The organism is Pseudarthrobacter sp. NPDC092202, assembly GCF_044755505.1.
Lineage (GTDB): Bacteria > Actinomycetota > Actinomycetes > Actinomycetales > Micrococcaceae > Arthrobacter.
Window position 1 is genome coordinate 112333 of the sequence record NZ_JBIVRG010000006.1, and the last position, 24834, is coordinate 137166.

A 24834-nucleotide genomic window follows, 5' to 3' on the forward strand; every position below is an offset into this window, starting at 1 on the left:
CCTTCGTCGTGGGATGTGTTCTCTCAGAGCTCGATCCGCTTGCCGCGGGCGAGCTCGGCAGCGGGGATGCTCAGCCGGTAGCCGCCGACCGGGTAGCTGGGGTGGTCGCTGGCGACGACCGCGCAGTTCCACCAACCAGCGTGGCGCTTGCGAGGACGGGGTTCTTCCTCGCCCTCGGTGCGGGCCTCGCCGCGGTATTCGATGGGCACCACGACGACGCGGTGGCCTGAGCCCCGCTCGGTGGCGTGCCAGGGCAGCTCGATGAGCAGGTCCTGGGGCCACTGCTCGATGGTGACCGGCAGCTTGGACAGTTCGTGGTTGGCCGAGCCCTCGGGCGACTGCGCGAGGCGCTGGGCCTCCTGCTCGGCGGTCTCGACGAATCCGATCTTCTCGAGGAAGGACATGGTGATCAGTGCTCCTGGTTCATGGGTTGGGAAGTCGACGGGTCAGCCTCAACGCTGGACTCGCCGCGGACGAGATCAGCCAGCGCCTGGGCGTAGGCGTCTTTGGCCCGTTCGATTGCAGCCTGCTCGTAGAGTGAGTGGATCTTCTCGCCGGCGGCGATGCGGTCCTCGACCTCGTCCATTGCTATGACGGCGGCGGCGAGCTGGACCCGGGCCTGAGCCTCGGCACGCCGCAGCTCCGGGTAGAAGGCCTTGCTCGTGGCGAGCCGGTGGACGGCTGCAACGCGTTGAGCTTCAGCGTCGAGGTCGGGCTCGGAAGTGGTGGCAGTGGACACGGTGATCCCCTCCTGTTTGATGAAGTCGTTTGTTCGATGCCGGACCTGGATCAGTTGCGCTGTTTCCTCAGCCCTCTGCCAGACGGCGGGCGGCCGCCTGGAAGTCCGCGAAGGTGGTCTGGGCGCGTTCTGCCCGTGTGCCGTCCGCCGTGAACGCCGTGCCGCACCATGCGGCGAAGTAGTGCTGGCACAGCTCGCAGTCGGTCTGGCGGGCCTGCTCGTCGTAGACGGGCGCGCTGACGACCAGCACATCAGAGCCGAAGTCGAACGGCAGCGCGTCCTGCATGGGTGCGGCGATGGTGCTCATGGCGGTTCTCCTCGGAATCCTGTGGGGCGCGGCGCTGCACTGCAGGCCGTCCTTCGTCGATGACTCCTCCGTGACAGCTCCGCTGTCACCACCACTGGCTGCACCTGAGAATCGAAGATGAAGAAGAACAACAAGAAGGTTCCGACCCCGCGCCGGCAAGGCGCGGATGATCCGCAGCATCGGCACAACCCCTTCACGCACCCTGGGATAGGCTTTCGGCGGAGTTCAAAATTCAACAAAGGGAGAGATTCGTGGCGGGAAGCGCGGTCTATGGCAAGGGCTACTACGCAGGCAAGCAGGATGCCCGTACAGAGGACCTGATCGCCGCGGGGGTCTTGGCGGCTGCAGGTCTGGTCATTGCAGGTGGCGTCAAGGTTTACCGGAAAGTCAAAGAGGCCCACGCAACCCGGCTGGAACAGCGGCTGAAGGACATCGACGACGGAGGTAACTCCGAAGATTCCGGTCAGCAGTAAACCACGGACACAAAAAAAGAGACCCCACCGCCGGAGCACGCGCTCTGACGGTGGGGTCTTCTTCAGGCGAACGTCCTGTCCGCAGCGAAGTGCTCGTGCACGGCCTCGCGGGCGGCGGGGTATTCGTCGTAGGGATCCGGGTAAGCGGCATCGAACCGGGCAGCGGTGGTGATGCCCTGGAATCGGAGCAATTCCAGGAGATCCGGCAGGTCCTGTGCACGACCGGAGAACTCCGCGGTGTCCGCGGCGATGATCTTGGCGCGGGTCAGCGTGGGGACACTGGCCAGCTGAAGCCTGATGCTCTCGTACGCTGTGTCGTCGTCGATCCAGCGCGCCTGGTATATCGAGGCCACCAGCTCAGCGTCGTCGCCGTCCATCACGTTGTCGTTGTTGATCCAGTCGCGCTCCAGGTTGAGTTCGTCGGCCACCTCATGGATTGCCGCCATGACCTCTGGCGCGAAATCACCGGTGACGCTGTCGATGTCGACGGTGAATGCCCGGTCCGCAGCACGGATGCCGTACTTCATGAGCGCGAAGCCGCCGATCGCACGGATCTGCACCGGGGCGTCCAGCCCCAGGCACTTCAGCTTTCCGTCGAGCACCTCGAGCGCCCGCTCCAGCTGGGCCTGGCTGCACTTGTGGTCGTCGTTGCTCATCGTGCTGCTCCTTCTGGTCGGGAAGGAGCGGGTGTCTCCTTCGAGTCCAGATCCGGATCGGCTGTGCCGATCTGACGAGCCGCCAGGAAAGAGACGAGCCCGGCACCAGGGGCTCTCCCCCGTGCCGGGCTCTTTTCAGGCTCAGTGCATGCGTTCGATGCGCGTGGATTCGGACCCGTCCTGCAGGCCGGTGGCGCAGTCGTACCAGAAGCCGTTGGGCAGGCGGACCAGCGTGTGCGCCTCACGTCCCGGCCAGTTGCCGGCAGCGGCGATCGCGGGCACTGCCCGCCGGTCCATCACGCTGCTCACCCCCAGCTCCTCCACGACCTGCGGGTCGCGGACGTACTTCGTGGTGGAGCCATTGCGGGGATCGCACGGGACCTGCTTCATCCAGGCGGGGTGGTCGAGGACCCTCTTGACGAGGACCTTGTCGCCGACCTGGAGTTCGTCCAGTTCAGAGGGTGCTGTAGGGATGGGCATGTGGTTCTCCTGGTTCGTAGTCTGTAAGTGCAGCGGCTCAGCCGCGGCCGATGGAGGAGCACTGTGAGTGCGCACCGGCATGCAGTGCCACGGCGTTGTCAGCCGCCGTGCGGTACTCGGGGATCCGCTGGGGCTCCGGCTCGCCCTTGGGGAACCAGGGCATGGCGTAGCCGTCGGTGACCTGCTGTCGCGCGGCGTCGTTGTGGGCCGGTGTGATGACGTAGGCGAGAGAACGGCCATAACGGTCAGTTCTGTCTGCCCCGGGGTCGAACTCGATGGTCACTGGCATGCTCTGCGGCAGGATGCCGCCAAGATGATCAGTGGCGGCCCTAGCGCCGCACTCGGGCTCGGCATCCTTGTGATAGTTCATTTCGGGCGCGTCGATGCCCAGGAGCCTGACTGTGTGCTCGGGGATCCCGATATGCTTATCGGTCGCCTCGAGCAGGCCGGCCACCGGCAGCACGGCGACGGTGTCGCCGTCGATGACACGGATGACTTTGGTCTCCACGCTCGCCGGTTTGCCAGAGGACATCTGTCCCGGGTCCTGGGCTGCCGCAGTGCTGGTGGACGGCGTACCCGGGACGCCGGGGGCCTTCGGCAGGTCCTCGCAGCCGGTCAGCGTGACGATACAGAGCACGGCGGCGATGAGGCCGCCGAAGACAGATCTGGAGGGGGTGCGCTTCATGGTGGGGTTCCTTGCTGGAGGGGTCGTCGGGCGCTCTGGCCGGGGTGGCAGGCGTGCTTCTCCACGGGCACGCCCGAGCCAGCTGTGCTGGCTGTTCCGGAAAGAGAAAGACAGGACCCCCGGCCCTGAGCGATGGGCTCGGTGCCAGGGGTCCAGTGAGAGAGATCAGTTGCCTGCCGCGACGGATCCGGAGTCGATGGGTTCGACGATGAAGACGCCGTCGGGCTCGCCCGTGAGCTCAGCAGCGAGCCGGCTCAGTGACTGGGCGTGGTCGAGCCTGGTACCGGCCCAGACACGCCGGCCAGCGTCGAAGTGCTCTGCGGCTTTCCTGGTCTCCTGTTCGGCACCGAGCGAGGCGATGTGTGCGAGCTTGCGGCGCACGTCCGGGCTGAGCTCGCGGATCAATGCGCTGCGTCCCTTGTGCGTCATGCCGAGCAGGATGCCGTTGCTGATGGGTCCGGTGTACATGGCGGTTTCCTTGCTGGTCAGGGTTGTTCAGGTCCGCGGGCGACGAGCACGAGGCGCGAGCCGCGGACGAGGTGGGCCTCACCGCCGACGGTGAGGATGTGGACAGTGCTGCCCACCGAGGGCCGCACCTGCTCGACGACGGCTGTGCCGCCATCCAGATCAGGGTTCAGGTCGCGCAGCGCGACCCGGTCGCCCCGGCGCAGCATCCGGGCGCTCTTGCCGCCGAGGATGCGGTGGCGCTCGGTCGAGCGCAACAGAACCTCCTGGACCGCAGGACCGCCGTCTTTGACGATGTCGAGGAAGGCGGGGGTGATGGTGTCGGTCATGGCAGTGCCCTTCTGGCTGGTGCAGCTGGTGCAGCTGATGGATCGCGCGGGCCTGTACGACCCTGGGTCTGTGGCGCTCACGGGGATCGAACCCGTGACCTCTCGTGCGTCGCCCTGCAACGGGCCTGTTGCCTGGGTCTGCCCGACCAGGGATTGATGCGGAATCGAACCGCGGGCAGTCAGAACGCCGAGTGCTCTTCCGCTGAGCTAGAGCGCCGTGGGCCGGTTCCGGGAAGGAGCCGGCGAGGGGTTGTGACGAAAGGGACGAGGAGCCGTTCGCCACTCACTTCCAGGTCGGTGCCCGCAGGGAGTCCGGAGCCGTGCAGCCGTCGCACGGCCTGGCCGCTGGCGCGAGGTGGTGCTCGACGAGATGGGACAGGAACCGGACTCCGACCTCGACGTCCGTCGTGAACGACTCGTCATCGGCCGTGCCGACGATCTGCGCGGAGGCGACCGTCGAGTCGATGTCCAGGTCGATGACCAGCTGCAGGGCGAGGCCCGGCGCGGGGCCGATCAGCTCGACGAGCACCTGGTAGTCCGGCTCGCACGAGTGCGAGACCCAGCCGACGTGGCGCTCGAGCTCGTCGGCGTCGTCGGCGGCGTTCAGCTTCTGGCAGACCGCTGTGACGGCGGACAGGAAGCCGGTGAGGGTGTGGTCGTGGTTGCGGTGATGACGGTGCTGCACGGAGGTCGACATGGCCCCTCCTCGGTTGATGGGCGGTGATCAGGGGATCTCGGAGTAGCCGCACTCCGGGCAGGTGTGGGTGCAGGCGCAACCGCGCCGGCCGGCCCGTTCGCGGGCCGTGGCGGTGGCGTCGGACTCCATCGGCGCGCCATCGTTGGGGCAGCTGAGACCAGACATGGCGGACCTCCAGTGAAGTGTGGCAGGACGGGGACGTTGTCCTTCGTCGTCAGATCCGGATCGGCTGTGCCGATCCCCTCCACACAGGCCACGAACGAAACCTGAACGAAAAGACAGCGCCCCGCCACGCCGCTGCTGCCGGGAGGGCAGGGCAGGGCGCGCGGGGCGCTGGTGGGGCCGGAGCCACGGAGGGATCGAACCGCTCTGTACGGAAGCTCTCAGCGCCGGATCCCGACGGCGGCCTTGCACCGCTTGGTGAGGACCAGGAACTGGAAGAAGGCGACGGCAGCCGACTCACCGAGGAAGTAGTGCACTTCTTCGATCGTCATCCCACTGGGGTCGAAGTCGACGATCTGGGGATATGCCTCGGCGAGGATCCGCGCCGCCGCGGGAAGCCCGGCAGCCGGCTGGACCTCGGCGGCGGGCTCGAGCTGCTGGACCAGGCTCATTCCGGGTCCTCCAGGTCCATCCGCCCGGTGACGGTGCGGAAGCGCTCCACGGGGCGGGCACCACCGTGATCGGCGACGAAGACCTGGCTGGCGTGAAGGCGCAGCTTCTGGATGACGGCGGTGACGACGTCGTCGACCATGGCCTCGACATCCGGTCCGGGGTGGTCGGTGATCACCGAGCCGACGACGGCGGTGAGCCCTGCGTGCAGGGCCTGGTCGTGATCGGTGGCCTCGACGGTCGCGTCGGCGACGATCTGCATGGCGGAACTCCTTCTCTTGGCTAATGACGTTGGGGGCAGGGCAGGACGGCGGCCAGCAAAAGCAGATCCCCGTCCGAGCAGCGCGAGGCTCCTCGGACGGGGACTGTCGGCGTGTGCGACCCGCCTATTCGGTTGTTATTCAGTTGTGGGTTGTGCTGGGTGCGGGGCGCGCTTCTCAGGAGAAGGGCAGCTCCTCGCTGTGGACGGCGCTGGCGACGGCCGGCTGCGGTGCGGCAGCGGCTGCGACGGGAGCCGGAGCCGGCTGGGTCTGCAGGGCCTGGTTCTGCGCCTCGGCGGCAGCGACGCGCTCGTTCACGCGGGCCTGGGTCACTGAGCGGGGCTCGAGGAACGTGATGTCCTCGACGACTGCCTTGAGCTCGAAGACCTCGACACCGTTCTTGGTGTAGCGGTCCTGGCGCAGCTTGAGGTTCACGGCCACGAGGTCACCCTTGTGGATGCTCGCGAACGGGCCGATGCCGTTGGTGGTCGCGCGCACGAAAGCCTCGACCGGCACAGCGTCAGCTCCGCGGTTGCCCTGGCTGTCGGTGTAGTTGTGATCGGCCATCAGGGTGAACGCGACCTTCTTGGAGCCGTCCTGGTTGTTGAAGACGACCGGGTCCTTGGTCAGGCGGCCGATGACGGTGGCGGAGTTGCGGGGGTTCGACATGAGTGTTTCTCCTCGTTGTGCACGAAACGCGCGGGCAGTGTCCCTGCTCCGCGCGCGATGGTGAGTTGAAGTGTTCGGTTGTCTCTCAGACCCCCATCCGGATCAGCTGTGCTGATCAGACGATGATCTTTCGAATGAAAACTCGGATCAGCTGTGCTGATCGAGCGCTCCTCAGTGCTCCTTCCGGATCAACTGCGTTGATCCCAGATGCCCTTGCATCACGGGTCCCGCATCAGCTGCGCTGATCGAACCCGGTACGTCCGGCCCCAGGCCAGCCTGGCGCTGCCCCCAGATCCCAGAGTTCAGCCTCGATCTGATCGGCCGCGGCTACGTCTCCGCTCTCGCAGGCCCGCCGGTAGTCCTCCTCCAGGTACGCGATCTGCCCGTCCCGGTTCGGGAACCGTCGCCGGAACAGCAACCAGCCCAGCCACGCGAGGCAGATCATGAAGGCAAGAGTGGCGATGAGGACTCCGCTGCTCTCGATGATGTTGTCCATGGCGTTTCTCCTGTCTGCTTCAGATTCGCAACCGCCGGCGGACCAGGTCCACGAGCGTCGGGTCCGGTGTATGCCCCTGGGCCTGCTGCAGCTGCAGCCAGGCGAGGACGTTCTGAGTGTCCTGGGCCTCGAGCTGGCGGCGCGCGACCTCCAGCTGTTCCTCGCCGAGGGCGAGCATCCGTCCCTGGAGCTGTTCGATCTTCTCGAGGTGGCCGGTGCTCAGCTTCAGGATGCTCAGCGCATGGGTGTCCGCGGCCATCAGAGCGTCACCTCGACTTCGTGGGCGGTGGAGGCGAACGGGCCGACGGTCACGGAGCGCATGATGCGCACGAGCCCCGCCTCCTGCAGGCGCTCGGCCAGGCCAGCGTGTTCCGACCAGTCCTTGATGAACACTCGCCCCGGGCCGGCTACGAGGCCATATGCCTCGAGGTTCACCGAGATGCGCTCGGGGGCCTCCTCGGTCAGGAGTACGAGGCTGCGCTGGGCGTCGGCGTGCTGAAGGGTGCCCGTGAGCTCGATGACGCCGAAGTCGACGGCGACGCTGTGCCTGATGACGGGCGGTGCGATGGTCTGGTCCATGGTTCTTCTCGCTTTCGATGCCTGCACGGGCAGGTGAATGGTTGTTGACCCCGGGCCGCCGTGGCTTCGTTGCCGGGCTGCGGCAGGAACGGTGTGTCCGGCGCTTCTCGCGACGGCCCGGGGCTGTTCGTGGTGCGGCGGTGGGCCGCATGAAGTCTTGACCCAGCCCCGCAGGAGGCCAGGGGCCGGAAGGGGTCTCTTTAGATTCCCCGGCGGGCCCAGTCGTAGACCTCGGCGGGACCGCGACGGGACCTCGCGGAGCCCTGGCCCTGCCCCTGGATGAGACGAAGGGTCGGGCGGGCGGTGGGTACAGGACTGGGAACGAGTGAGCTGTCTGCCTCCTCGTCCTGCGGCTGCTGTGCTGCCGCCTTGTCTGTATGTCTGCGCCGGAGCGCAGCCTCGGCCTCGGCGTAGAGCCAGATGAGCCCGAGCACAAAGACGGCGAGGAGCACGATGAGGGCCCAGCTCTGCAGTGGTGTCATGGGCATGAGCGGGACGCTCCTTCACTGGTCGATGGTTCAGTCGATGAGTCCCCCGGCGCAGCTGCGCTGCGTCGCTGCATCCCTGCCCGGGTCAGGAGGCCCGGCGGGCAACGGTGTGCCCACAGGCGAGGTGGGCGATGTCGTAGAGCGGGGCCGGGACCCAGGCGGCCTTCCAGTCCGCGGGCAGCGACAGCTGCTCTGTCGTGCGCAGGACGACGTCCTGCGGCATGCCAGGGATGCCGCCCTCGACGTCGGGGACCGGATCGTCCCCGGGGGTGCAGCCGCCGCACCATTCTTGTTCGGGCAGGAGCGCAGCGGCGGCCTGCAGTTGGATCTGCTGTGCGATGGCGTCCGACGGAGGTGCGTCGTCGATGACGTCATGGAGGGGGCGGGCGATCGTCATGATGGAGTCCTTCGGTCTGTGTGCGGTCAGTGGGATGAGCGGGATGGCAGCCACCTGCGCCAGGGCCGCCGGCTCAGCCCACGGCGAGCTGCGTGGCCCGCGACCAGCTCCCCATCCGGAACCGGATGGGGAGCTGGTCGCGGAACATGGGTCCGGCAGATGCCGTCGGTGCCGCCGGTGCGCCAGGCCTCGTAGGCGAGCACGGCGATGGAGCCGGTCTTGATCCAGCACTCGCGCAGGGCGTCGAGGATAATCTCCTCGGTCCACTTCGTGGTCGCGCCCTGGAAGTGCAGCGGCTGCTCGGTGGTGTTCAGCCCCGCTCTCTCGAGGGCTGCATTCCAGGAGCCGAACCGGCGCTCCAGCAGCGGCGCGGATGGTTCGTCGTCGTGTCTGCGGCGGATGTAGTCGTTGCGCGGGAGGCTGTCCCGGTCCGCGGCGCAGCGCAGGAGCGCGTCGACCATCTGCTGTTCGGTGTAGGCCTGGACAGGCCCTTGGAAGGCTCGGGCCGGCTCTGCGGGGTCGAATGCCGTGCAGGCGTAGCCGTTTCCGGCCAGCGCGTGGGAAATTGTGTGCTCCGAGATCCAGTGATCGTCCGTGTGCGGATCGGGGTTCTCGCACTGGACGCCGCCGCTCTCGTGGTGCTGGCACGGCAGGTGCTCCTGCACCTGCGGGTCCGCGATCTGGCAGCGCGGCATCAGGTCCGTCGGCACAGTCGTCCGGGTCATTGGCAGTCCCTCTCTCGCTCGGCGTCGTCCGGGCGCGGCAAGCCGTCCCGACCCGGCCCACTCAGGGACCGGTGACGCGCTCGGGACGCGTCGAGCACCCGTCCGGATCAACTCCGTTGATCCCTCCCAGCCCAGCTGCCCCTTGGCGATACCAGACATCGCCAGGGCCTGGCGCAGACCTTCTGTCAGCCGTCTTTTATGTCGCTCTTCGCGCATCATCCGATAGACCATTCGATTGGCCTATCGGATAAGATGTACTGGAAGACCAGTCGGATGCGGGCTCTGTGCCATCCGGCGCAGACATCGACCCGACAGGAGAGGCCATGGCGATGAAGACCCCGATGACGAGGAAGGCGGCATTGTCCGCCGCCGCACTGGCGGTGCTGGGCAGCCTGCTCGCCGGATGCTCCGCCGGCTCAGAGACGGCGCAGCCGTCGCCGAGCCCGAGCACCAGCGCGGCGAAGGTGACCAGCGAGGTCCTCGGTAAGGCGCTGGACCGGCTCGTGTTTCAGGGCACCGGGGCCAAGAGCACCGACGGCGGCGCGTGCCTGGTCCGCGCCGTCCAGGACAAGAAGCTCTCGGACGCCGCGCAGGCCTATATCGTGGGCAAGGGCAGCGACGACATCGCAGCGGTGGCAAATGGCTTGCGCGAGGTCAGCGCGATGGACGCCGCGATCATGCTCTCCCCCGAGCTGCGCGACAAGTTCGACGCTTGTGTCGACGCGGTGATCCCGCCGACCCCGGCCCCGGGTGCCACCACCAGCAAGGACGGCAAGGATCAGGTCTACGCGCCACCGAAGCAGGGACAGGAGCTCCCCCAGGCCCGGCAGCCGGATCTCACGCCGAAGTTCCCGGTGCCGCAGGGCACGAGCATCAACTCCTCCTCGCAGCTGGCCGCGGGGCTGGTCTCGATGTTCTCCTCCTTCGCCTTGAACGAGGACCAGAAGAAGACCTACGCGGCCTCGGGTGAGTGCCTGGCGGGCGTTGTCTTCCAGGCGGGGTTCTCGCAGGAGACGCTGCGCTTCCTCGCCGGCGGCGCATCAATAGGGGCCGGATCGATCTCGGACTTCCTGCCGAAGGACGAGGACAAGAAGATCTGGAAGTCGAAGGACTTCACCTCGGCACTCGTGGACTGCACGGCCAGCGCAAAGGTCTGAGGCTTATCCATCGCGGGTTTTCGTCCTGCCGTTGATTGGCTTCTACCGATCAAAAAGAAGAACCGGTGCATACTCGCACCGGTTCTTCTTTTCCTGTTCACAAGGCTGCCGAAGTCATCGCAAGCCCCAGATGGCAGCATTCCAGAGCCGAGGACCCTGTTGAGGCGTCGAGCCCGATGTGTCTGCGTCACAGCACTTCGATGGCGACGTCGGCACTAGAGCCGTTTTGGCTGCGCATTGCCGAGGTGCGCGCGCACCACGGCAATGTCCCTCTTCGGGTCGCGCCGGATCCGCTTCGACTTGACGATGAACGCGGACTTCTCGATCACAACGAGCGTCAATCCATGTTCGGGGATAAGAAGGCGCTTGCGTTCGTCGTAGAGGCGACGTTGCTCGCCGCGACCGACACCAGAGACGGTCTTCCGCCGATCGAAGAACGGCGACGGCTTCGAATGCTGCTCCTCCTGGAACTCGACGACGAGTTTGAGATCGGACCAAAAGCCGTCCACGGGTAGCTTGGTGCCGAGGGGTCGCAAAGAGGACGGGTCGCCGCGGAGCCATTCGAACGTCGCTTGGCGACAGCTGCTCATGCCGAGGACGCCATCGCAGAGGTCAAGCACGTAGTGCTCATCGGACGCAGTGCGGTCGGCCATGCCGTGATTCTTGCAGAGTTCAGCCGAGAGGCCCATGCTTCATGGTTCAAGAACGTCGTTTGGTCCGCTCTGAGAGCTTAGGATCTCGGAACCAGGGTGTTTCGGTCAGTGCCGGCGGCGGCCTGATACGGCCCGGTGCCAGTAAGCCGCTTCCGCGCTCGTCAGCATCTCGTAGATCTGCTCGACCACAAACTTCCCCAAATATGGGCGTTCCTCGGCGCTCAATGTTCCCAGGGAGACGAGGGCGGCAGCCAACAGCGCGTCGTCCTGAACCGAAGGCTCCACCCATTCCCGCACGCCATCGTCGGCAAGGTCTTCCCAGACATAAGGTGAGGTTGCTATGGCCTCCCTGACCGCGGCGAGTCGCACCCTTACGTCTCCGCTGCGGGACCGAGTGTAGAGACGGATCTGATATTCATCCGAGGCCGGGGGCGCAAGAGGTGCCCCGCCGGCTAACGGATGATGAGCAGCAATGACCTGGTAGCGGGCCCGGGCAGGGTGTCGGTCATGGAGGTCCTGGCGGATTTCCCTGATGCGGTGACCGGGGCGCAATGTTGCAATTCCAGGGATGCGGTTGTCCCGACTGTTCGCATTGTGTGGTGCCATGACCTGTCCCGACAAGCGGCCAATAGGTGTCCCCCTCCCTCATGATAGGTCCGGTTCAGACTGAGGTTGAAGGGCACCGGAAGAGGCAGCTGGCATACCGGAACGGGCTTGACGACCCTCCGGTTTTCCACATACGCCAGGACTCCCCTACCTGCAGTCGGCAACCGATGCTGCACTGGAGGCATGCTCAGCTACGAAGACATCATTCTGCTCGGCGAGGAACGGGTCCAGGTCATCCAGGAACACGAAGAGGGCCGTTGCTGGTGTGGCCAGACCTGGCAATGACCAACCTTGACGGGCGCTGTCTTGGTTGTATGGCTGGTGCTTCCTGATGCCGGACTGCTTGCTTCAGGCCGGACCAGGACCTTGCTGGGAATGCGCCAGGTGAATCCAGCAGGGTATCCGGGCGGAGGAGCATACTGAAACGGTTACACCTCACGGTCCGGAACGCGAATGATGATCATCCGGGATCCTTCCGGGATTTTGGCCTTCGCCGCGGCCAGGGTGGTGCCATAGTCGGGGCCCGTCGCGCTGACGCGCATCATTTCGCCCTGGGCATCTTCAATGGTCAATTCAACCTCCATAGCTCTGAGCATAGAGCCCTGCCCGGCCGTCCTCTGTCCGTTGGAGAAGAGAAAGTTGTCAAGTAACAGCATGCGCAGTGAGTAGCCTGCCTAAGCTGTGAAATGAGAGTCTCTGATCGGCGCGCCATCAAAGGTGTCGGACTACGGTCGGCAACTTGAATCGGACCGGAGTGAGACTGGGATTGCCGGTAAAGGATAGACTGCCCGAGTGCCCAATCATGATCAAGAAGGCCCGTTCGATCGGGCGCAGCCGCTCAATCCATCACGTCTTCGGCAGCCCAAGGACAAGTCAGTCCAGTCTGAGCCCAGTGAAGTGCGCAACCCTGAGGCCGCCGGAGCCTGCGAGCAGGATATGAGCCAGGGCCCGACCCGCTGGCAGCGGATCAAGGAGCATCCGGCTTTCAAGACAGGTCTCGCCGTTGGCGCTCTTGCGGCTGCTGGCGCGGTCACGTTGTTGACACTGAGGTCGCCCGAAGCATTCAAGCAGGTCAGCGCGGCGGTCTGGGAGAAAATCCCTGAGTTCACGGAGGCGGCTTTCGAGGGCATCGGCGAGGAGGCCAGCAGAAAGTCTCCGACCGAGCATAATGTCAGCGGGCACCAGCGCGTGCAGCACTACGGTCCCGGCGGCACCGAGACAAAGTTCGTCCAGGTATCGCCTTACTCGCGTGGAGGTAGTACCTAACAGGCGCATGCGATACTGACCGTGTCGAAGATTGCGGTTGTGCTTGTCGTCAGCGGTTTATCTCATATCAGAAACGGCTTCGGCGGGACGTATTGGGACGGTAGGGCCTTTGGGTATCTTTGATTTCCTTGCGAAGAAGGAAAAAAGCTGGGACGAGATCGATGTCTACGAGGGTGAAACGCCCCCGTGCCCCAACTGTGGGACGCCCCTGGTGAAAAAGTTTGTTTACTCCGAGATGTACTGCCTTGAGTGTCGCTACGGTCTAGATGACGATGACGATGACGATGACGACAGCGAGGCGCTGAGTGTTTACGATGCAGCTCAGATCTGGGCCTCACACGGTAAGGATGAGGATTACATGTTCGGGTATTCCTCGGAGGAACTCGAAGCCGCGCTTTAATGTGGCAGGTCGCTGCTCGAGTATGCTGCCGGCGCGGGTGCTGTTGAGGTCCTGCGTTTCCCTTACCCCGCTATGCCACAGCGACCGGCAGCTCGTCCCAGTGGGTCGTGCAGCGCTTCGAGAGCATGGCGCGCTTCATCTCCCATGCCGGCGGGGTCTTCATGCCGCCCAGGCCCACACCCACAGCCTGCGCGCCGAGCTTTCTCGTGATCTCGTCAAGTACCTTCCCTACTCCCCGATCTTCGAATTCGGATTGGAACACAGGTAAGAACTGAACGCCGTCACCCGCGCGCAGTCCCGTGAGCACAACTCCTGCACGGGCGTAGCGGATACCGGCGGTCGGAAACAGATCAGGCAGGATCGCACTGGCAGCTTTCGTAAGCGCGATCGGGTCATCGGTCGGCATAGCCAGCGGAACAGCCCGGTGGGCTGAATGCGGGACAGTTCCTTCGTCGGCCCAGCCGGTCGAAGCCCACACCGAGAGCACGCCGGCGACGGACCCCTGGGCCCGAAGACGTGCTGAGACCCGCTGGGCGTAGATCGACAGAACCTGATGCATCTCGTCAGGGTCCGTAAGCTTGCGCGAAAAGCTCCTGGAATAGATCAGCTGGTCCTTGGCAGCCGGCGGCTGGGTCTCCAGCTCGATGCATTTTTGCCCGCGCAGCTCCAGGATGGTTCTTTCCATGACGACGGAGAACCGTTTACGGAGCCATTTGGCATCAGCGTCGCGCAGTTCTCTGGCCGTGTGGATGCCGAGCGCAGCCAGGCGCTTGCCGTTACGCCCGGCGACGCCCCAGAGGTCAGTCACATGGAGGGAGTCAAGGATCCGGTCAAGCTGCTCGTCCGAAAACCGCCGGAGATCGAGAACTCCATTGAAAGCGGGGTTTTTCTTGATGCCGAGAGCCGCTACCTTGGCGAGGGTCTTCGTGGGACCGATCGCGACGCGGACAGGAATGCCGGTCAGCTGGAGGACAGTCCGTCGGATCTCCTGTCCTCGTGATTCGAGTTCTTCAGGACCGCCCCGCAGCTTCAGCCAGCTTTCGTCGATCGAATACACTTCCTGCCACGCACTGAAGCGGCCCAGAATGGTGGCAACCCGTGCACTCAGCGAGCCATAGAGCTCATAGTTCGATGACCTGGCTTCGACGCCCTTGGCCTGGCACCAGCCGCGGATCTTGAACCACGGCTTGCCCATGATGTCAGGATCGAGTTCCTTCACCAGCGGGCACGCGGCAACCACACAGCCGTCATTGTTCGAGAGGACAAGGGTCGGTCGGTCATGCAGCGTGGGGTCGAAGACACGCTCCGCGTTGGCGTAAAAGGAGACGCAGTCTACGAGAGCGATTTGATCGGGTGCTGGGGTCAGAGTCGTCATTGCCACGGCTGGAGACTATAGGCGGGGTCTGACACCACGTTTGATTTTCGCAGGAGACAGAATCCATGTGACCACGCCCCAGACTGACATCTCCGTGTGTCCGTGGAGAACGATGTCCGCATAGTCGAGGTTCTCTGCCACGAGAACGGTACGTCCTTGGATGACGTCCAGCCGCTTGACGGTGTATTCGCCGTCAACGACGGCGATCACGATCTTGCCCGGAACGGGATCGATCCCCCGGTCCACGAGCAGCAGGTCGCCGTCATTGATTCCGGCTCCGGTCATGGAATGGCCGGCTGCACGCCAGACGAATGTGCAGGTTGGGTCCCGGACCAGGTGCTGGACAAGATCAAGGTCCCCCGACCAATATCCCTCTGCAGGGCTGGGGAAGCCGCAGGCGACGGCTTCCGGCGCAAACGGGAGTATCAGCGGCTCGTCGAGCGCCAACGGTTCTGGCTGCGAGGCCTGCATGTCCACTTCCTTTTCGAACATATGTTCGATGGAATCGTACGCCCGGGCGGGAACGGCACGCAACGTGGAGCAAAATGCCGGGCGGACTGGACAGGCCTGGGCTCTGGGGCGGCAGCCAGGAATAAAGGCCCCGGTGCGCTTCATGTGCGTCGGGGCCTTCTCTTTTCCCCATGAACGGGAGGTGCGAACCAACGTCCACGGGAGGTGCGAACCAACGTCCAGCGACCCCGGTCTTGGGTCGAGGAACCGAGGCCGCCTGGGGCACGCGATCAGGCGCTGACCGGGTGACGCAGATGACTCTACCCCTCTGCCCGACCTCTCCGCAAAGATCTGTCACAAGTCATTGCCAAATCATTCGCGACAGGCATTCGAATGACGTTAGAATGGACTCGTACATCAGTCGAATATGACAGGAGAGGCCAGACATGACCGTCGTCGACGAGCCGAAGGCTGCGCCTCCCGCTGCGCAGGCTGCGACCAGGTCCGGTGGACCGAGCACCGACCAGAATGGCAGCGACCGCAGGGAGCGGGTCTTTACCCGCCTGTCCTCGGACGAGAAGCAGCGGGCGGAGTACTGGGCGCAGCGGCGCGGCTACCCCTCCGCCAACGAGTACTACGCCGAGGCGATCGCCGAGAAGATCCGGCGCGAGAATCTCGACTTCGACATCCCTGATCTGCTCACCGCGCGCATCAACCAGGTCGTCGACGAGCTCAAGGCGCTTTCGACGAACAACGCCAACCTCGAGCGGGTCGTGACCATGGGCTTCGATTCCCTGCTCGGGCTGACCAGGGGCGACAACTATCTGCTGGACGAGGAGAACGGGGAGCTGACGTGAGCCAGGGGCTGAACGAGATCATGCCGTCCACCGACGAGCTGATGGACGTCGACACGTCCTTCCTCGATGCGTACCGGACCGGCGGGAGCGAGGGCCTGAAGCGGGCCCAGGAACGGGCACAGCCGGCGGAGCAGGACACGCCGGAGAAGGATGAGGCCCCGCAGCAGAGCGCCGAGAACCTCGACCGGGACACCGGTGCCGGTCAGCGGGGAGGCGCGGGAGCAGGCAGCGCCACTCCCCCGGCCCAGAGCGACGCCGTCGCCATGGACACAGCAGCGACGCCGCAGGCGCACGACGACGCAGACGCCGAAGCGCACCCCGCGGCCCTCCCGGTGTCGCCGCCGGAAGATGCCAACCTCCTCCCGCCCGTCCCGCTCCAGCACACCGACCATCAGGAGGCCGTGCAGTCTGCGGCGGCCAGGGGCGGCTCCGGCGGAGGGGACGAGGGCAGCGAGTCGTTGCCCCAGAGCGGCTTCCGGCTCGACGGCGTGAAGAGCCAGCCTGCCGTCCGGGCCCTGCCCGAGGCCATCGTTGGCGCGCTGCGGGAGCAGCTGCGCTCAGCGGCCGTCCGTGAGCTCGGTGTCGGCGACACAGCAGCCCGCGAGTTCACCGAGCGGTTGAGCCAGGCAAGCCTGGTCACGGCCTTTCTGCTGGCTCAGCTCGACCTTGGACTGGCGACCGATGCCGCCACCCGACGTGCGGCGCAGCTGTTCCGCGCCCGTGATCCGCTGCTGGGCAGCATCGCGGCGCGAATGGAAGCCCTGGAGCGGAGGGGCCGTGAGCAGACCCAGAGCCTGGCCGCGCTGCACGGGCAGCTGGGTGAGGTAAAGGAGACCAGCGCGGCGATCGAGCAGGCAGTCGCGTACTCGATCGCGGACCGCACGAGCAACTTCCTGCGCGGCTCGCACGATGTCCACGACGCTCCGATCACGCACAAGGACGCGGTCTTCGTCCGCGACCGGGTGCGGGAGGCGACGAAGAAGCAGGCGAAGCTCGAGCGCGAGCGGGAAGGGCGGCCGATCCGGTGAGCACCGCCACGCACAGGAGTACAGCGACCGACGCCGAGCGGTTCTGGGAGAAGGTCGACAAGGAGGCGGGCAGGCTCGACGGCTCAGGCTGCTGGGTCTGGACCGCTTCGGGCCGCTTCGGCCTGTCGAACGGCCGGTCCTCGGTCACGCCGCGCCGATACATCTGGGAGGCCCTGCAGCAGGAGCTCGGGCTCGGGTCCCTGACGCAGGACGAGATCCTGCGGATGGCCTGTGGTCGCAGTGCCTGCGTAAACCCCGGGCACATGCAGAAGGGGGCCAAGCCGCTGCGCCGGCCGGGCAGCCGTACCTGTGCCCGCGGGCACACGATGGACGCCGACAACGGCTACTGGGCCAAGGACGGCACCTGGGTGTGCCGTCCCTGCAAGCGCGACCACTCCCGCCGGTACCGCCAGAACCCGCAGTTCCGGGCCGACCAGGCTGCTGCCAGCGCCAGGTACATCGCCGCGGACCCGCAGCGGGCCGAGCGCAAGAAGCAGCGGCAGCGGCAGCGGTACCGCGATGACCCCGACTACCGCGCCCGGATCCGGGCGGCGGCGCGCGAGAGGCGCGCCAGGAAGAAGGTGGAGGAGGGCCGCGACGACCGGTCCGGCAACGCAGAAATGAAGGAGGCCGGGCGTGGCTGAGGTGCTGTTCCCGAAGAGACAGCGGTGCAAGGGGTGTGGCAAGGGTCTGGGGCTGCGTCCCCAGGACCCGGTGCTGCTCGGGCTGTACTGCGCTCCCCGGTGCGCGGGGATGGCGAAGCCCGCCTCCCGGGCCGAGGACGCCCCGCGGGAGTGCACGACCACGCGCGAAGGGAAGAAGGTCTTCAAGCGCCGCTATCGATGCGAGGACGAGATCCCGCACCGGCTCAGCGAGGATCCCTCGATGAGCTCGTAAAGCTGTGGACACTGTGGCCACTGGCACCTGGGTCATACCCGCATGGGGACCGCCGAGAAGTTCCGCATGTTCGAGGACCTTGACGAGGACCTGCCGGACCTGTTGGTCAAGCTCCGGGGGAAGGCCTCCCACAAGCAGGTCGCTGAGGTCGCCGGGGTCCGTCCGATCCGGATCAGGGAGCTGGAGTCCGGTGTAGACCATCCGGAGAACCTGAAGACGCTCGGCAAGGTCCTGAAGGCCTACCGGGTTCGTCTGGGCGTCGCGCTGCCGACCTCCGGACGGTGATCAGCGCCGTTCAGCATCAGCGAGGCATGGACAGCCATCCTTGCTACTTTATGTCCATCACGATCAGCCCGTTGCCGCCAGGCGCGGGCTGATTTTCTTTTTCAGGGGGAGACTCGAGCTCTGGCGCGGCTGAGGCGGAGCTAGGACCGGACGGTGAGCCGGCCTTCCTTCATGTCGTCACGCAGCTGCGACAGCATGTACCAGTGCGCGCCCTTGGGCTTGAGTGAGATGTAGTGCTCGTGCTGCTTACCATCCTGCTCCCAATCCAGGACCATCTCCGGACGGCGCAGCAGGCCCTGGTATTCGTCGACGTCGGCGCGGATCTCCACGCGCACACGTTCGTCCGCAGGCGGCACCAGCAGCACCGCGACGTCGCCCTCGTAGCTCAGTGAGACCTCCTTGGCGAGGAGCCGTCGCACGTCGGCCGTGCAGATCTCTCCGCGGGCGACGTCGAAGACATTCTTGCCGTGCGTGGCGCTCTCCCAGGCGTCGATGCACTCGATCAGCATCGAGCACCCCTGGGCGATACGGATGATGTCCGCCTCGTCCGGCGGCCAGCTGCCCTCCTGCATCTCGATGAGCATGCTGCTGAAGTCCTGTGGTGTGCGCAGGAAAGCGTGGTCGAGGGCCATGGGATTCGTGCTCCTGGGTCGGGCGTGAGCGGGTGGCGACTCTATAGACGTTACCTCGATCCGGGGTCGCCGTGAATGATCCAGGCCCTCTCTGACGGGCGTGCCGGCGCGGGTCTCGCCGCTCCCACTCGACTCGCTATACGACTCGCTCAGACTCGCCATTCGACTCGTTCTATCGATAGACTTGTGACTGATTTATGAGTCGACTGGTTTATGAGTCACCGACGAAAGGGAGTCAAGATGGTTGTCGGGATCCTCACCGAGAAGCCGAGCGCGGCGCGGCACTTCGCTGCAGCCCTCGGCGGCATGAACGGCACGTACAACGGGGAGCAGTTCGTCATCGCCCACGCCCGGGGGCACCTGTACGAGTTCGTCGATCCGCACCGGATGGTGGCGGATCCGGACGTGGCCGGGAAGTACCGGACCTGGGACCTGGGCAACCTGCCCTGGGACCCTCAGCAGCTGGACTGGAGCCTGGAGGTGATCAAGAACGCGAGCTCTGTCGCCCAGGACGTGAAGCGGACCCTGGGCAAGTGCGACGAGATCGTGATCGCCACCGACGTCGACCCCACGGGCGAGGGCGGCATGATCGCGGTCAATGCCTTCCTCGAGTTGGGGCTGAAGCCGGGCAAGTGGTCGCGCATGTACTTCACTGATGAGGCTCCGGCCTCGCTGCAGAAGGCCTTCGCCGCGCGCAAGGTCATTCCGTCGCTCCTGGACTTCGACGAGTACCGCAAGGCGCGCTACCGCTCACAGTTCGACCTGCTCTCGATGCAGTTCACCCGCATCGCCACGAACATGGCGCGCCAGTCCGGGCAGGACACGGTGCTGCGCCAGGGCCGGCTGAAGTCGGCGATGGTGAAGCTTGTCGGCGACCAGTTGAAGGCGTACAACGACTACATCAAGAAGCCGTTCTTCCAGAACCGGTTCCGCGACGAGAACGACGTGATGTACACGAATCCGGAGGAGCCGCGCTTCGACCGGAAGGACCAGGTGCCGAACCAGTACGGCCCCTCCCCCGTTGTGCTCGACGGCAAGGCGACGAAGCAGACCGCGCCACCGAAGCTGCTGGACCTGGCGGCACTGTCCTCGCTCCTGGTGGGCAAGGGGATCAAGGCCCAGCTCGTGCTTTCGACCTACCAGTCCATGTACGAGGCCCAGGCCGTCAGCTACCCGCGCACTGCCGACGTGACGATCACGCCCGAGCAGTTCGACGAGCTCGCGCCCCTGGTGGACAAGATTGCCGGGGTCGTGGGTGTGGACGTGAAGCTCCTGACGCACCGCCAGCCGCGCAAGACGCACGTCAAGCCCCAGGGCGCGCACGGTGCGAACCGGCCGGGCCCGAAGGTGCCCGCTTCGCTGGACGATGTCGAGCAGCGCTTCGGCAAGGCCGGCCGCCTGATCTACGAGACGCTGGGCAAGAACTACCTGGCGATGATCGCCGAGGACTACATCTACGAGCAGCAGAAGGGCCACGTCAAGGACTACCCGGACTTCGTGGGCATCGCCAACGTTCCGCTGTCGGCGGGCTGGAAGGCGGTGTTCGATCCGGACGCCGGCGACGACTCCGCCGAGGGCGACGAGAATGAGTCGGCCAAGGGTCTGGGTACCAACGCTGAGCCCTTTGTCTTCGAGGGTGCGAACAAGCGCCCCGAGCACCCGAGCATGAAGTGGTTGATGAAGCAGCTGGAGAAGCGCGACGTGGGCACCGGTGCCACCCGGACTTCGACGTATTCCGAGGTGACGTCGACGAAGACCAAGTATCCGCTGCTGCTGGAAAAGGGCCGCAAGCTCACCCTCGCCGAGGCCGGGGACATGAGCTGGCGGCTCCTGCCGGGGACCCGGATCGGCGATCTGGCGCTGACCGAGAAGGTCTATGCCGATATGAAGGAGATTGCCGCGGGCACCGGCCCGAGCGCAGAGGACCGCCTCGCGGTCGTGGCCGACTGGGTGCGCGAGGACATCGTGACCATGCAGAAGAACGCCGCGACGATGCGCTCCGCACTGGGGCTCAAGGAGGAGGCCGTCACCCGGAAGGAGCGGGCGCAGGGCACCTGGGCCAAGACGGGCAAGGATGTGGTGTTCGCGCGTGAGTGGGGCGGCCACCGCTTCACCGACGACGAGGTCGCCCGGCTGCTGGCCGGGGAGACGATCGAGTTTTCGGCGAAGAGCACCACGGGCAAGGCCTACGAGGTCTTCGGCGAGCTTGACGAGGGCACCTTCAAGGGCCGGAAGTTCGTCGGGTTCCAGAAGCTAGGCTTCGGCCGGCGCGATGCCAGCGGCAACGCGCTGCCGCCGGCGTCCTGGTGCCACTACACCTTTACGCCCGAGGAGATCGACCGCCTCATGGCTGGCGAGGGCGTCGAGTCCAGCGACTTCGTCTCAAAGAAGGGCAACCGCTTCCAGTGCAAGGTCTTCTTCCGCGAGGAGAAGAAGGGTGAGGGTAAGAAGATCGTGCCTGACTTCGAGGCCTCACTGGACTCCCCGCCGAAGAGCTGGTGCGGGGTTGCCTTCACCGACGATCAGCTCGCGGCACTGGCCGCGGGCAAGACGATCAAGGGTACGGGCTTCACCTCGAGCAAGGGAAAGAAGTTCGACGCGACCTTGGCCTGGAAGGACGAGGGCGGCAAGAGGAAGCTCGTCCCCTCCTTCGGCTGAGGTTGCGCAGACTCGCTCCTGAATGATTATTCGGAGGTCAGTCCGATAGACTGCCCGTCCATGTACATCAGCACGCCACGGCACCGCCCGACGGCATCGGATCGCATGTCCGAGTCCGTTGGGCGGTGCCATTCTTGCGTCAGTCACGCTCGATTCGATAGGTCTATCTAAGGTAGAGTAGTCATGTATCCCTCGTCTATGAGGGCATTCGGACAGGCGCAGACAAATCAGTGGTGGCAGCAGGGAGAGATTCATGGCGAAGATGTCGTACAAGGTGCCGACGAGCCTCAACAGGTCGTTCCTCGACCACGAGATCACGCTCAGCAAGGGCGGCTGGGCGGCCAAGCCCTCCCCCATCAAGCAGCTGTTCTTCTTCGGCGGGGGCGCGCTGGCGCTGCTGTGGGCGGTGACGCAGACCTTCGTGGCGAGCTCGGGACCGGTGTTCATCACGCTCTTCGTCATCTGGGGCCTGGCACTGATCGTCTACTTCGGCGGCATGACCAAGACCAAGGAGCTGCGGGCGATGAACGTGCCCGCCCTGCTGGCGTACGCCCCGTCCCGGGCACGCAACGTCTTCACCCGCCGCAGCTCGGACCCGAGCGACTTCTACTCGATCGTCGGCATCGACGGCATCGAGGAGGACGGCCGGATCCACTTCTCCGACGGCGGTGAGGGGCAGGTCTACCTGGTCGTCGGCTCAGCGTCGTACCTGCTCTTCGACGAGGACCGCATCGGCATCCTGGACCGGGTCGACGCCTTCTGGCGCAAGATCGACACGAACTGCGAGTGGTCCTTCGTCACCACGAAGGAGCCGCAGCGGATTTACCACCAGGTGGCCTCGCTCGAGCACCGCAACCACGCCCTCGAGGTCCGCGACCCTGACCTGATCGAGCTGCAGAACGAGCAGTATGACATCCTCACGCAGCACGTCGGTGGCAAGTTCACCTCGATCCACCAGTACCTGCTGCTCAAGGGCAAGAGCGCTGACGCTCTGCGCCGGGCGCACATGGTGCTGCAGTCCGAGGTCGAGGGGTCCGCGCTGATGATCAAGGAGACTACGGTCCTCGACCGCGAGGAGACCGAGCCCATGCTGCGGGTCTTCTACCAGGGCATCGAGGACGACCTGCACTCTCTCAAGGCCTCACTGAACTGACCGGGCCGAGCTGGACGAACAAAGGAAGGACGAAGGGTGACATGGCGCTGATGACGAAGGCCCGCGCGCAGCTGGGCATTCCGGGGAAGAAGCCCCGGGGCGGGGACGCGACGGCCGTGCCGGGCGTGGATGAACTGGAGGTCGCTCTCGACGGCGATCCCGCCATGGGCGGGACGGTGGAGACGTCCGAGGTGACCGCGCCGGCGGTCGCCGCTGAGCCGGCCGAGGTGGTCGAGCCGAAGAAGAACTGGTGGCAGCGCCGCCAGGAGATGAAGAAGCTGGAGGGGCGGTTCGACTCGTATCCGCACCTGCTGGCGCTCAAGCCTCGGGAGAAGTACGTCTTCCGCTCCGACTACTTCGAGGTCGACGGTTCCGTGGCGTGCGTGCTCGCGTTCTTCCACGACGACGCCGCCCACGACAACTTCGCCGCGTTCTGGGGCATCGACCGGATCCCGGACGGGCTCGACGAGCGCGTCACCGCGGTCGTCCTGGAGCAGGTGCGCCGGATGGACGAGAAGTGGGTGGATTCGTTCACCAAGCAGTCGGAGAAGCTCGACCGCCTTGACGCGAACGAGCAGGAGGAGACCGGCACGACCTCCTCCAAGCGCAAGGCCGCCAAGATCTCCTCCGACCTGGAGGTCACCATCGGCGAGATCCAGGACGGCGCGAGCTACCTGTCGGTGCACAACCGCCTGTTTCTCAAGGCTCCGGACCTCGAGACGCTGGACGACTCGGTCGACCGCGTCACGCGCCTGTACATCGACCGCTTCGGCACGCTGAAGGCCGCGGCGTACGCCGGCGAGCAGCGCCAGGAACTCTCGGGCCTGTTCAAGAACAACGAGAAGAAGCGCGGCAAGGGCTTCCACTTCACCTCGACCGAGCTCGCGGGTTCGTACTCGCTGGTGACTAACGGCCTGAACGACCGGGGCGGCGAGTACGTCGGCTACATGGTCGGCGACGTCAACAACTCGGCCGTACTCATGGACGTGAACCGGTACGAGCACCACGTTGTCGTGGCAGACGCGACCCTGAGCGAGTACCTGGACCGCCAGCGTGTGTCGAACATGTGGTGCTCGAAGATCTCGCAGGCCTGCATGCTCGGCAACGGCTCGGTGGTCCACCTCGTGCTGGACGGGGCGGACCTGGACAAGCTGGGCCCGAACTTCGAGCGGCTGACCTCGCGCGTGGACCTGAACCGCGGTGACGTCAATCCCTTCGAGCTGTTCGGCGACGAGGACGACGAACTGACGGTCTTCGCCGCGCAGATGGAGAAGCTCAAGCTGATGTTTGAGCAGCTCTACGAGACCACGGACGGGGCAATCGGCTCGATCATCCGCTCTGCGCTGGAGGACACGGCGACCGACTTTTACGTCGAGCAGGGCATGTGGCGGCACAACGCCAAGGACCAGCGGCACCGTCTGCGCGTGGTCAACATCCCGCACCAGCAGGTGCCGCGGCTGCAGATGTTCGTCTCGTACCTCGACACCGCGCACAAGGCCCTGCTGAACTCAAGCAAGACCGACCCCGACCAGCTGCGCGCGTACAACGTGCTGCGCGGCATCGCGAACACGATGCTCAGCACGAACGGCGACCTGTTCAACAACCACACGGCATCGGCCGTGGACGGGGTCCGGGATGCCCGGCGCGTGGTCTACGACTTCTCGCGGCTGATGCGCCGCGGCAAGGGCGTGGCCATGGCCCAGCTGGTCAACATCGTCGGCTTCGCCGTCGGCAAGCTCGGGCTCGGGGACACCGTGGTGATCCACGGCACCGAGCAGATTGACGACCGCGTCAAAAAGTACCTGCGCGACCAGTTCGACCATATGCACGAGCGCGGCGGCCGCGTGGTCTACAGCTACAACGACGTCGACAAGATGCTCGCGGACTCGGACTTCAACAAGTTCGACGCCGCGGACTACACGCTCTTCGGGCCGATGCGCGACCGCACGGTGGCGGAGTACCAGAAGCAGCTGCACCAGCAGATCCCGCCGGACCTCGCCCAGCTCATCACGACCAAGGGCGAGAACCTTACCTACCTTCGCCGGGACGTGTCGAACGTGGTCTTCCACCTCGACCTCGCGCTGGGGATCAACCCCTTCCGCGAGGCCCAGCGCAGGCAGGTTCGCCTGGAGGCCGCCAAGGCCGACGAGGCGGCCCGGATGGACCAACTGATGAAGGACAAGCCGGCACCCGGCGCGAAGCTCACCAGCGCCCGCCAGAGCGTCGAGTCCGAGGAGGACCGCTCTGAGGACCAGGTGGGGCGGGCCGACCGCAGGAAGGCCATGAAGAAGGCCGGGACCGCCCCGCGGAAGCTGGGCAAGTCATGACGGCCATCACGGACACGACAGACAGGAAGGGAA

At 65.6% G+C, this 24834-nt stretch carries 38 protein-coding genes and 1 tRNA gene; 12 read left to right on the top strand and 27 right to left on the bottom strand.

What is annotated here, in order from left to right:
- Positions 1–23: 23 nt before the first annotated feature.
- The 3 genes from ACIQF4_RS11605 to ACIQF4_RS11615 all read right to left on the bottom strand — a co-directional run bounded on the left by ACIQF4_RS11605 (position 24) and on the right by ACIQF4_RS11615 (position 1046).
- Positions 24–404: a hypothetical protein gene (locus tag ACIQF4_RS11605; protein WP_021473549.1), complete on the bottom strand. Its 381-nt coding sequence runs from the start codon at positions 402–404 to the stop codon at positions 24–26.
- A 5-nt stretch (positions 405–409) separates the two neighbouring features.
- Positions 410–739 carry a hypothetical protein gene (locus ACIQF4_RS11610; protein ID WP_071416403.1) on the bottom strand — a complete coding sequence of 110 codons (330 nt, stop codon included), beginning with the start codon at positions 737–739 and terminating at the stop codon, positions 410–412.
- 67 nt (positions 740–806) lie between these two features.
- Positions 807–1046, bottom strand: coding sequence for a hypothetical protein (locus ACIQF4_RS11615; protein ID WP_400514765.1), 240 nt, complete (start codon positions 1044–1046; stop codon positions 807–809).
- Between the two features lie 251 nt (positions 1047–1297).
- Between ACIQF4_RS11615 and ACIQF4_RS11620 the strand changes: the two genes are divergently transcribed.
- Positions 1298–1519, top strand: a complete 222-nt coding sequence (locus ACIQF4_RS11620; protein ID WP_142938845.1) for a hypothetical protein — start codon at positions 1298–1300, stop codon at positions 1517–1519.
- A 62-nt stretch (positions 1520–1581) separates the two neighbouring features.
- Here ACIQF4_RS11620 and ACIQF4_RS11625 read toward each other — a convergent pair whose 3' ends face one another.
- The 17 genes from ACIQF4_RS11625 to ACIQF4_RS11705 form a co-directional block, all read right to left on the bottom strand.
- Positions 1582–2175 (bottom strand): hypothetical protein, encoded by a 594-nt coding sequence (locus ACIQF4_RS11625; RefSeq protein WP_400514767.1) that lies wholly within the window; start codon positions 2173–2175, stop codon positions 1582–1584.
- Positions 2176–2316: 141 nt separating this feature from the next.
- Positions 2317–2655, bottom strand: coding sequence for a hypothetical protein (locus ACIQF4_RS11630; RefSeq protein ID WP_400514769.1), 339 nt, complete (start codon positions 2653–2655; stop codon positions 2317–2319).
- 37 nt (positions 2656–2692) lie between these two features.
- A complete protein-coding gene (locus ACIQF4_RS11635; protein WP_400514771.1) occupies positions 2693–3340 on the bottom strand; it encodes a thermonuclease family protein in 648 nt (215 codons plus the stop codon).
- Between the two features lie 165 nt (positions 3341–3505).
- Positions 3506–3808: a hypothetical protein gene (locus tag ACIQF4_RS11640; RefSeq protein WP_400514773.1), complete on the bottom strand. Its 303-nt coding sequence runs from the start codon at positions 3806–3808 to the stop codon at positions 3506–3508.
- Between the two features lie 17 nt (positions 3809–3825).
- On the bottom strand, positions 3826–4134 hold the full coding sequence (locus ACIQF4_RS11645) for a hypothetical protein (protein ID WP_142938841.1): 309 nt from the start codon (positions 4132–4134) through the stop codon (positions 3826–3828).
- A 71-nt stretch (positions 4135–4205) separates the two neighbouring features.
- Positions 4206–4351: transfer RNA gene (locus ACIQF4_RS11650), tRNA-OTHER, on the bottom strand.
- Positions 4352–4417: 66 nt separating this feature from the next.
- Positions 4418–4831, bottom strand: coding sequence for a hypothetical protein (locus ACIQF4_RS11655; RefSeq protein WP_400514775.1), 414 nt, complete (start codon positions 4829–4831; stop codon positions 4418–4420).
- A gap of 27 nt (positions 4832–4858) precedes the next feature.
- A complete protein-coding gene (locus ACIQF4_RS11660) occupies positions 4859–4996 on the bottom strand; it encodes a hypothetical protein (RefSeq protein ID WP_400514777.1) in 138 nt (45 codons plus the stop codon).
- Between the two features lie 218 nt (positions 4997–5214).
- Positions 5215–5445 carry a hypothetical protein gene (locus tag ACIQF4_RS11665; protein WP_330194419.1) on the bottom strand — a complete coding sequence of 77 codons (231 nt, stop codon included), beginning with the start codon at positions 5443–5445 and terminating at the stop codon, positions 5215–5217.
- The gene (locus tag ACIQF4_RS11670; RefSeq protein ID WP_142938838.1) at positions 5442–5705 is read right to left on the bottom strand and encodes a hypothetical protein; all 264 of its coding nucleotides are present in this window, start codon (positions 5703–5705) and stop codon (positions 5442–5444) included. Before ACIQF4_RS11670 ends, ACIQF4_RS11665 begins: the two co-directional genes overlap by 4 nt.
- Positions 5706–5880: 175 nt before the next feature.
- A complete protein-coding gene (locus tag ACIQF4_RS11675) occupies positions 5881–6372 on the bottom strand; it encodes a single-stranded DNA-binding protein (protein WP_021473537.1) in 492 nt (163 codons plus the stop codon).
- A 232-nt stretch (positions 6373–6604) separates the two neighbouring features.
- The gene (locus ACIQF4_RS11680) at positions 6605–6868 is read right to left on the bottom strand and encodes a hypothetical protein (protein ID WP_142938837.1); all 264 of its coding nucleotides are present in this window, start codon (positions 6866–6868) and stop codon (positions 6605–6607) included.
- 19 nt (positions 6869–6887) lie between these two features.
- The gene (locus tag ACIQF4_RS11685; protein ID WP_071416392.1) at positions 6888–7127 is read right to left on the bottom strand and encodes a hypothetical protein; all 240 of its coding nucleotides are present in this window, start codon (positions 7125–7127) and stop codon (positions 6888–6890) included.
- On the bottom strand, positions 7127–7474 hold the full coding sequence (locus tag ACIQF4_RS11690) for a hypothetical protein (protein ID WP_142938835.1): 348 nt from the start codon (positions 7472–7474) through the stop codon (positions 7127–7129). Before ACIQF4_RS11690 ends, ACIQF4_RS11685 begins: the two co-directional genes overlap by 1 nt.
- A 173-nt stretch (positions 7475–7647) precedes the next feature.
- Positions 7648–7935 carry a hypothetical protein gene (locus ACIQF4_RS11695; protein ID WP_256248758.1) on the bottom strand — a complete coding sequence of 96 codons (288 nt, stop codon included), beginning with the start codon at positions 7933–7935 and terminating at the stop codon, positions 7648–7650.
- A gap of 85 nt (positions 7936–8020) precedes the next feature.
- Positions 8021–8332, bottom strand: a complete 312-nt coding sequence (locus tag ACIQF4_RS11700) for a hypothetical protein (protein WP_400514780.1) — start codon at positions 8330–8332, stop codon at positions 8021–8023.
- A 26-nt stretch (positions 8333–8358) separates the two neighbouring features.
- Positions 8359–9057 (bottom strand): homing endonuclease associated repeat-containing protein, encoded by a 699-nt coding sequence (locus ACIQF4_RS11705; RefSeq protein WP_400514782.1) that lies wholly within the window; start codon positions 9055–9057, stop codon positions 8359–8361.
- Between the two features lie 341 nt (positions 9058–9398).
- Between ACIQF4_RS11705 and ACIQF4_RS11710 the strand changes: the two genes are divergently transcribed.
- The gene (locus ACIQF4_RS11710; protein ID WP_400579963.1) at positions 9399–10214 is read left to right on the top strand and encodes a hypothetical protein; all 816 of its coding nucleotides are present in this window, start codon (positions 9399–9401) and stop codon (positions 10212–10214) included.
- A 215-nt stretch (positions 10215–10429) separates the two neighbouring features.
- On the opposite strand, the gene ACIQF4_RS11715 is transcribed toward ACIQF4_RS11710, so the two are convergent.
- The 4 genes from ACIQF4_RS11715 to ACIQF4_RS11730 form a co-directional block, all read right to left on the bottom strand.
- The gene (locus tag ACIQF4_RS11715; RefSeq protein WP_256248756.1) at positions 10430–10867 is read right to left on the bottom strand and encodes a hypothetical protein; all 438 of its coding nucleotides are present in this window, start codon (positions 10865–10867) and stop codon (positions 10430–10432) included.
- A 105-nt stretch (positions 10868–10972) separates the two neighbouring features.
- Entirely contained in the window at positions 10973–11236 is a 264-nt protein-coding gene (locus tag ACIQF4_RS11720) for a hypothetical protein (RefSeq protein ID WP_256248755.1), read from the bottom strand.
- A 384-nt stretch (positions 11237–11620) separates the two neighbouring features.
- A complete protein-coding gene (locus ACIQF4_RS11725; RefSeq protein WP_256248754.1) occupies positions 11621–11755 on the bottom strand; it encodes a hypothetical protein in 135 nt (44 codons plus the stop codon).
- Positions 11756–11901: 146 nt separating this feature from the next.
- The gene (locus ACIQF4_RS11730) at positions 11902–12057 is read right to left on the bottom strand and encodes a hypothetical protein (RefSeq protein WP_284975261.1); all 156 of its coding nucleotides are present in this window, start codon (positions 12055–12057) and stop codon (positions 11902–11904) included.
- Positions 12058–12265: 208 nt separating this feature from the next.
- Between ACIQF4_RS11730 and ACIQF4_RS11735 the strand changes: the two genes are divergently transcribed.
- Positions 12266–12739 (top strand): hypothetical protein, encoded by a 474-nt coding sequence (locus ACIQF4_RS11735; protein WP_256248753.1) that lies wholly within the window; start codon positions 12266–12268, stop codon positions 12737–12739.
- A 109-nt stretch (positions 12740–12848) separates the two neighbouring features.
- Complete coding sequence (locus tag ACIQF4_RS11740; RefSeq protein ID WP_056387658.1) at positions 12849–13139, top strand: hypothetical protein; 291 nt, start codon at positions 12849–12851, stop codon at positions 13137–13139.
- Between the two features lie 70 nt (positions 13140–13209).
- On the opposite strand, the gene ACIQF4_RS11745 is transcribed toward ACIQF4_RS11740, so the two are convergent.
- Positions 13210–14514, bottom strand: coding sequence for a Y-family DNA polymerase (locus ACIQF4_RS11745; RefSeq protein ID WP_400579976.1), 1305 nt, complete (start codon positions 14512–14514; stop codon positions 13210–13212).
- Between the two features lie 15 nt (positions 14515–14529).
- Positions 14530–15006 (bottom strand): LexA family protein, encoded by a 477-nt coding sequence (locus ACIQF4_RS11750; RefSeq protein WP_400579965.1) that lies wholly within the window; start codon positions 15004–15006, stop codon positions 14530–14532.
- Positions 15007–15410: 404 nt separating this feature from the next.
- On the opposite strand from ACIQF4_RS11750, the gene ACIQF4_RS11755 reads away from it, so the two are divergent.
- From ACIQF4_RS11755 to ACIQF4_RS11775, 5 genes are read left to right on the top strand one after another with little or no spacing between them, the layout of a single operon-like run.
- Entirely contained in the window at positions 15411–15821 is a 411-nt protein-coding gene (locus ACIQF4_RS11755; RefSeq protein ID WP_256248751.1) for a hypothetical protein, read from the top strand.
- A complete protein-coding gene (locus tag ACIQF4_RS11760) occupies positions 15818–16849 on the top strand; it encodes a hypothetical protein (protein ID WP_400517143.1) in 1032 nt (343 codons plus the stop codon). The genes ACIQF4_RS11755 and ACIQF4_RS11760 overlap by 4 nt, the downstream gene beginning before the upstream one ends.
- Entirely contained in the window at positions 16846–17493 is a 648-nt protein-coding gene (locus ACIQF4_RS11765) for a hypothetical protein (protein ID WP_400517142.1), read from the top strand. The genes ACIQF4_RS11760 and ACIQF4_RS11765 overlap by 4 nt, the downstream gene beginning before the upstream one ends.
- Positions 17486–17746, top strand: coding sequence for a hypothetical protein (locus tag ACIQF4_RS11770; protein WP_400517141.1), 261 nt, complete (start codon positions 17486–17488; stop codon positions 17744–17746). Before ACIQF4_RS11765 ends, ACIQF4_RS11770 begins: the two co-directional genes overlap by 8 nt.
- Before the next feature lie 42 nt (positions 17747–17788).
- A complete protein-coding gene (locus ACIQF4_RS11775; protein WP_400517140.1) occupies positions 17789–18031 on the top strand; it encodes a helix-turn-helix domain-containing protein in 243 nt (80 codons plus the stop codon).
- Positions 18032–18171: 140 nt separating this feature from the next.
- Here the strand turns inward: ACIQF4_RS11775 and ACIQF4_RS11780 are convergent, their stop codons facing one another.
- The gene (locus ACIQF4_RS11780) at positions 18172–18663 is read right to left on the bottom strand and encodes a hypothetical protein (protein WP_256248746.1); all 492 of its coding nucleotides are present in this window, start codon (positions 18661–18663) and stop codon (positions 18172–18174) included.
- A gap of 240 nt (positions 18664–18903) precedes the next feature.
- Between ACIQF4_RS11780 and ACIQF4_RS11785 the strand changes: the two genes are divergently transcribed.
- From ACIQF4_RS11785 to ACIQF4_RS11795, 3 genes are all read left to right on the top strand, one after another.
- Positions 18904–21321, top strand: coding sequence for a DNA topoisomerase (locus ACIQF4_RS11785; protein ID WP_400517139.1), 2418 nt, complete (start codon positions 18904–18906; stop codon positions 21319–21321).
- Positions 21322–21574: 253 nt separating this feature from the next.
- Positions 21575–22474 (top strand): hypothetical protein, encoded by a 900-nt coding sequence (locus ACIQF4_RS11790; protein WP_400517138.1) that lies wholly within the window; start codon positions 21575–21577, stop codon positions 22472–22474.
- Positions 22475–22524: 50 nt separating this feature from the next.
- On the top strand, positions 22525–24801 hold the full coding sequence (locus ACIQF4_RS11795; RefSeq protein ID WP_400517137.1) for a hypothetical protein: 2277 nt from the start codon (positions 22525–22527) through the stop codon (positions 24799–24801).
- Positions 24802–24834: the final 33 nt, after the last annotated feature.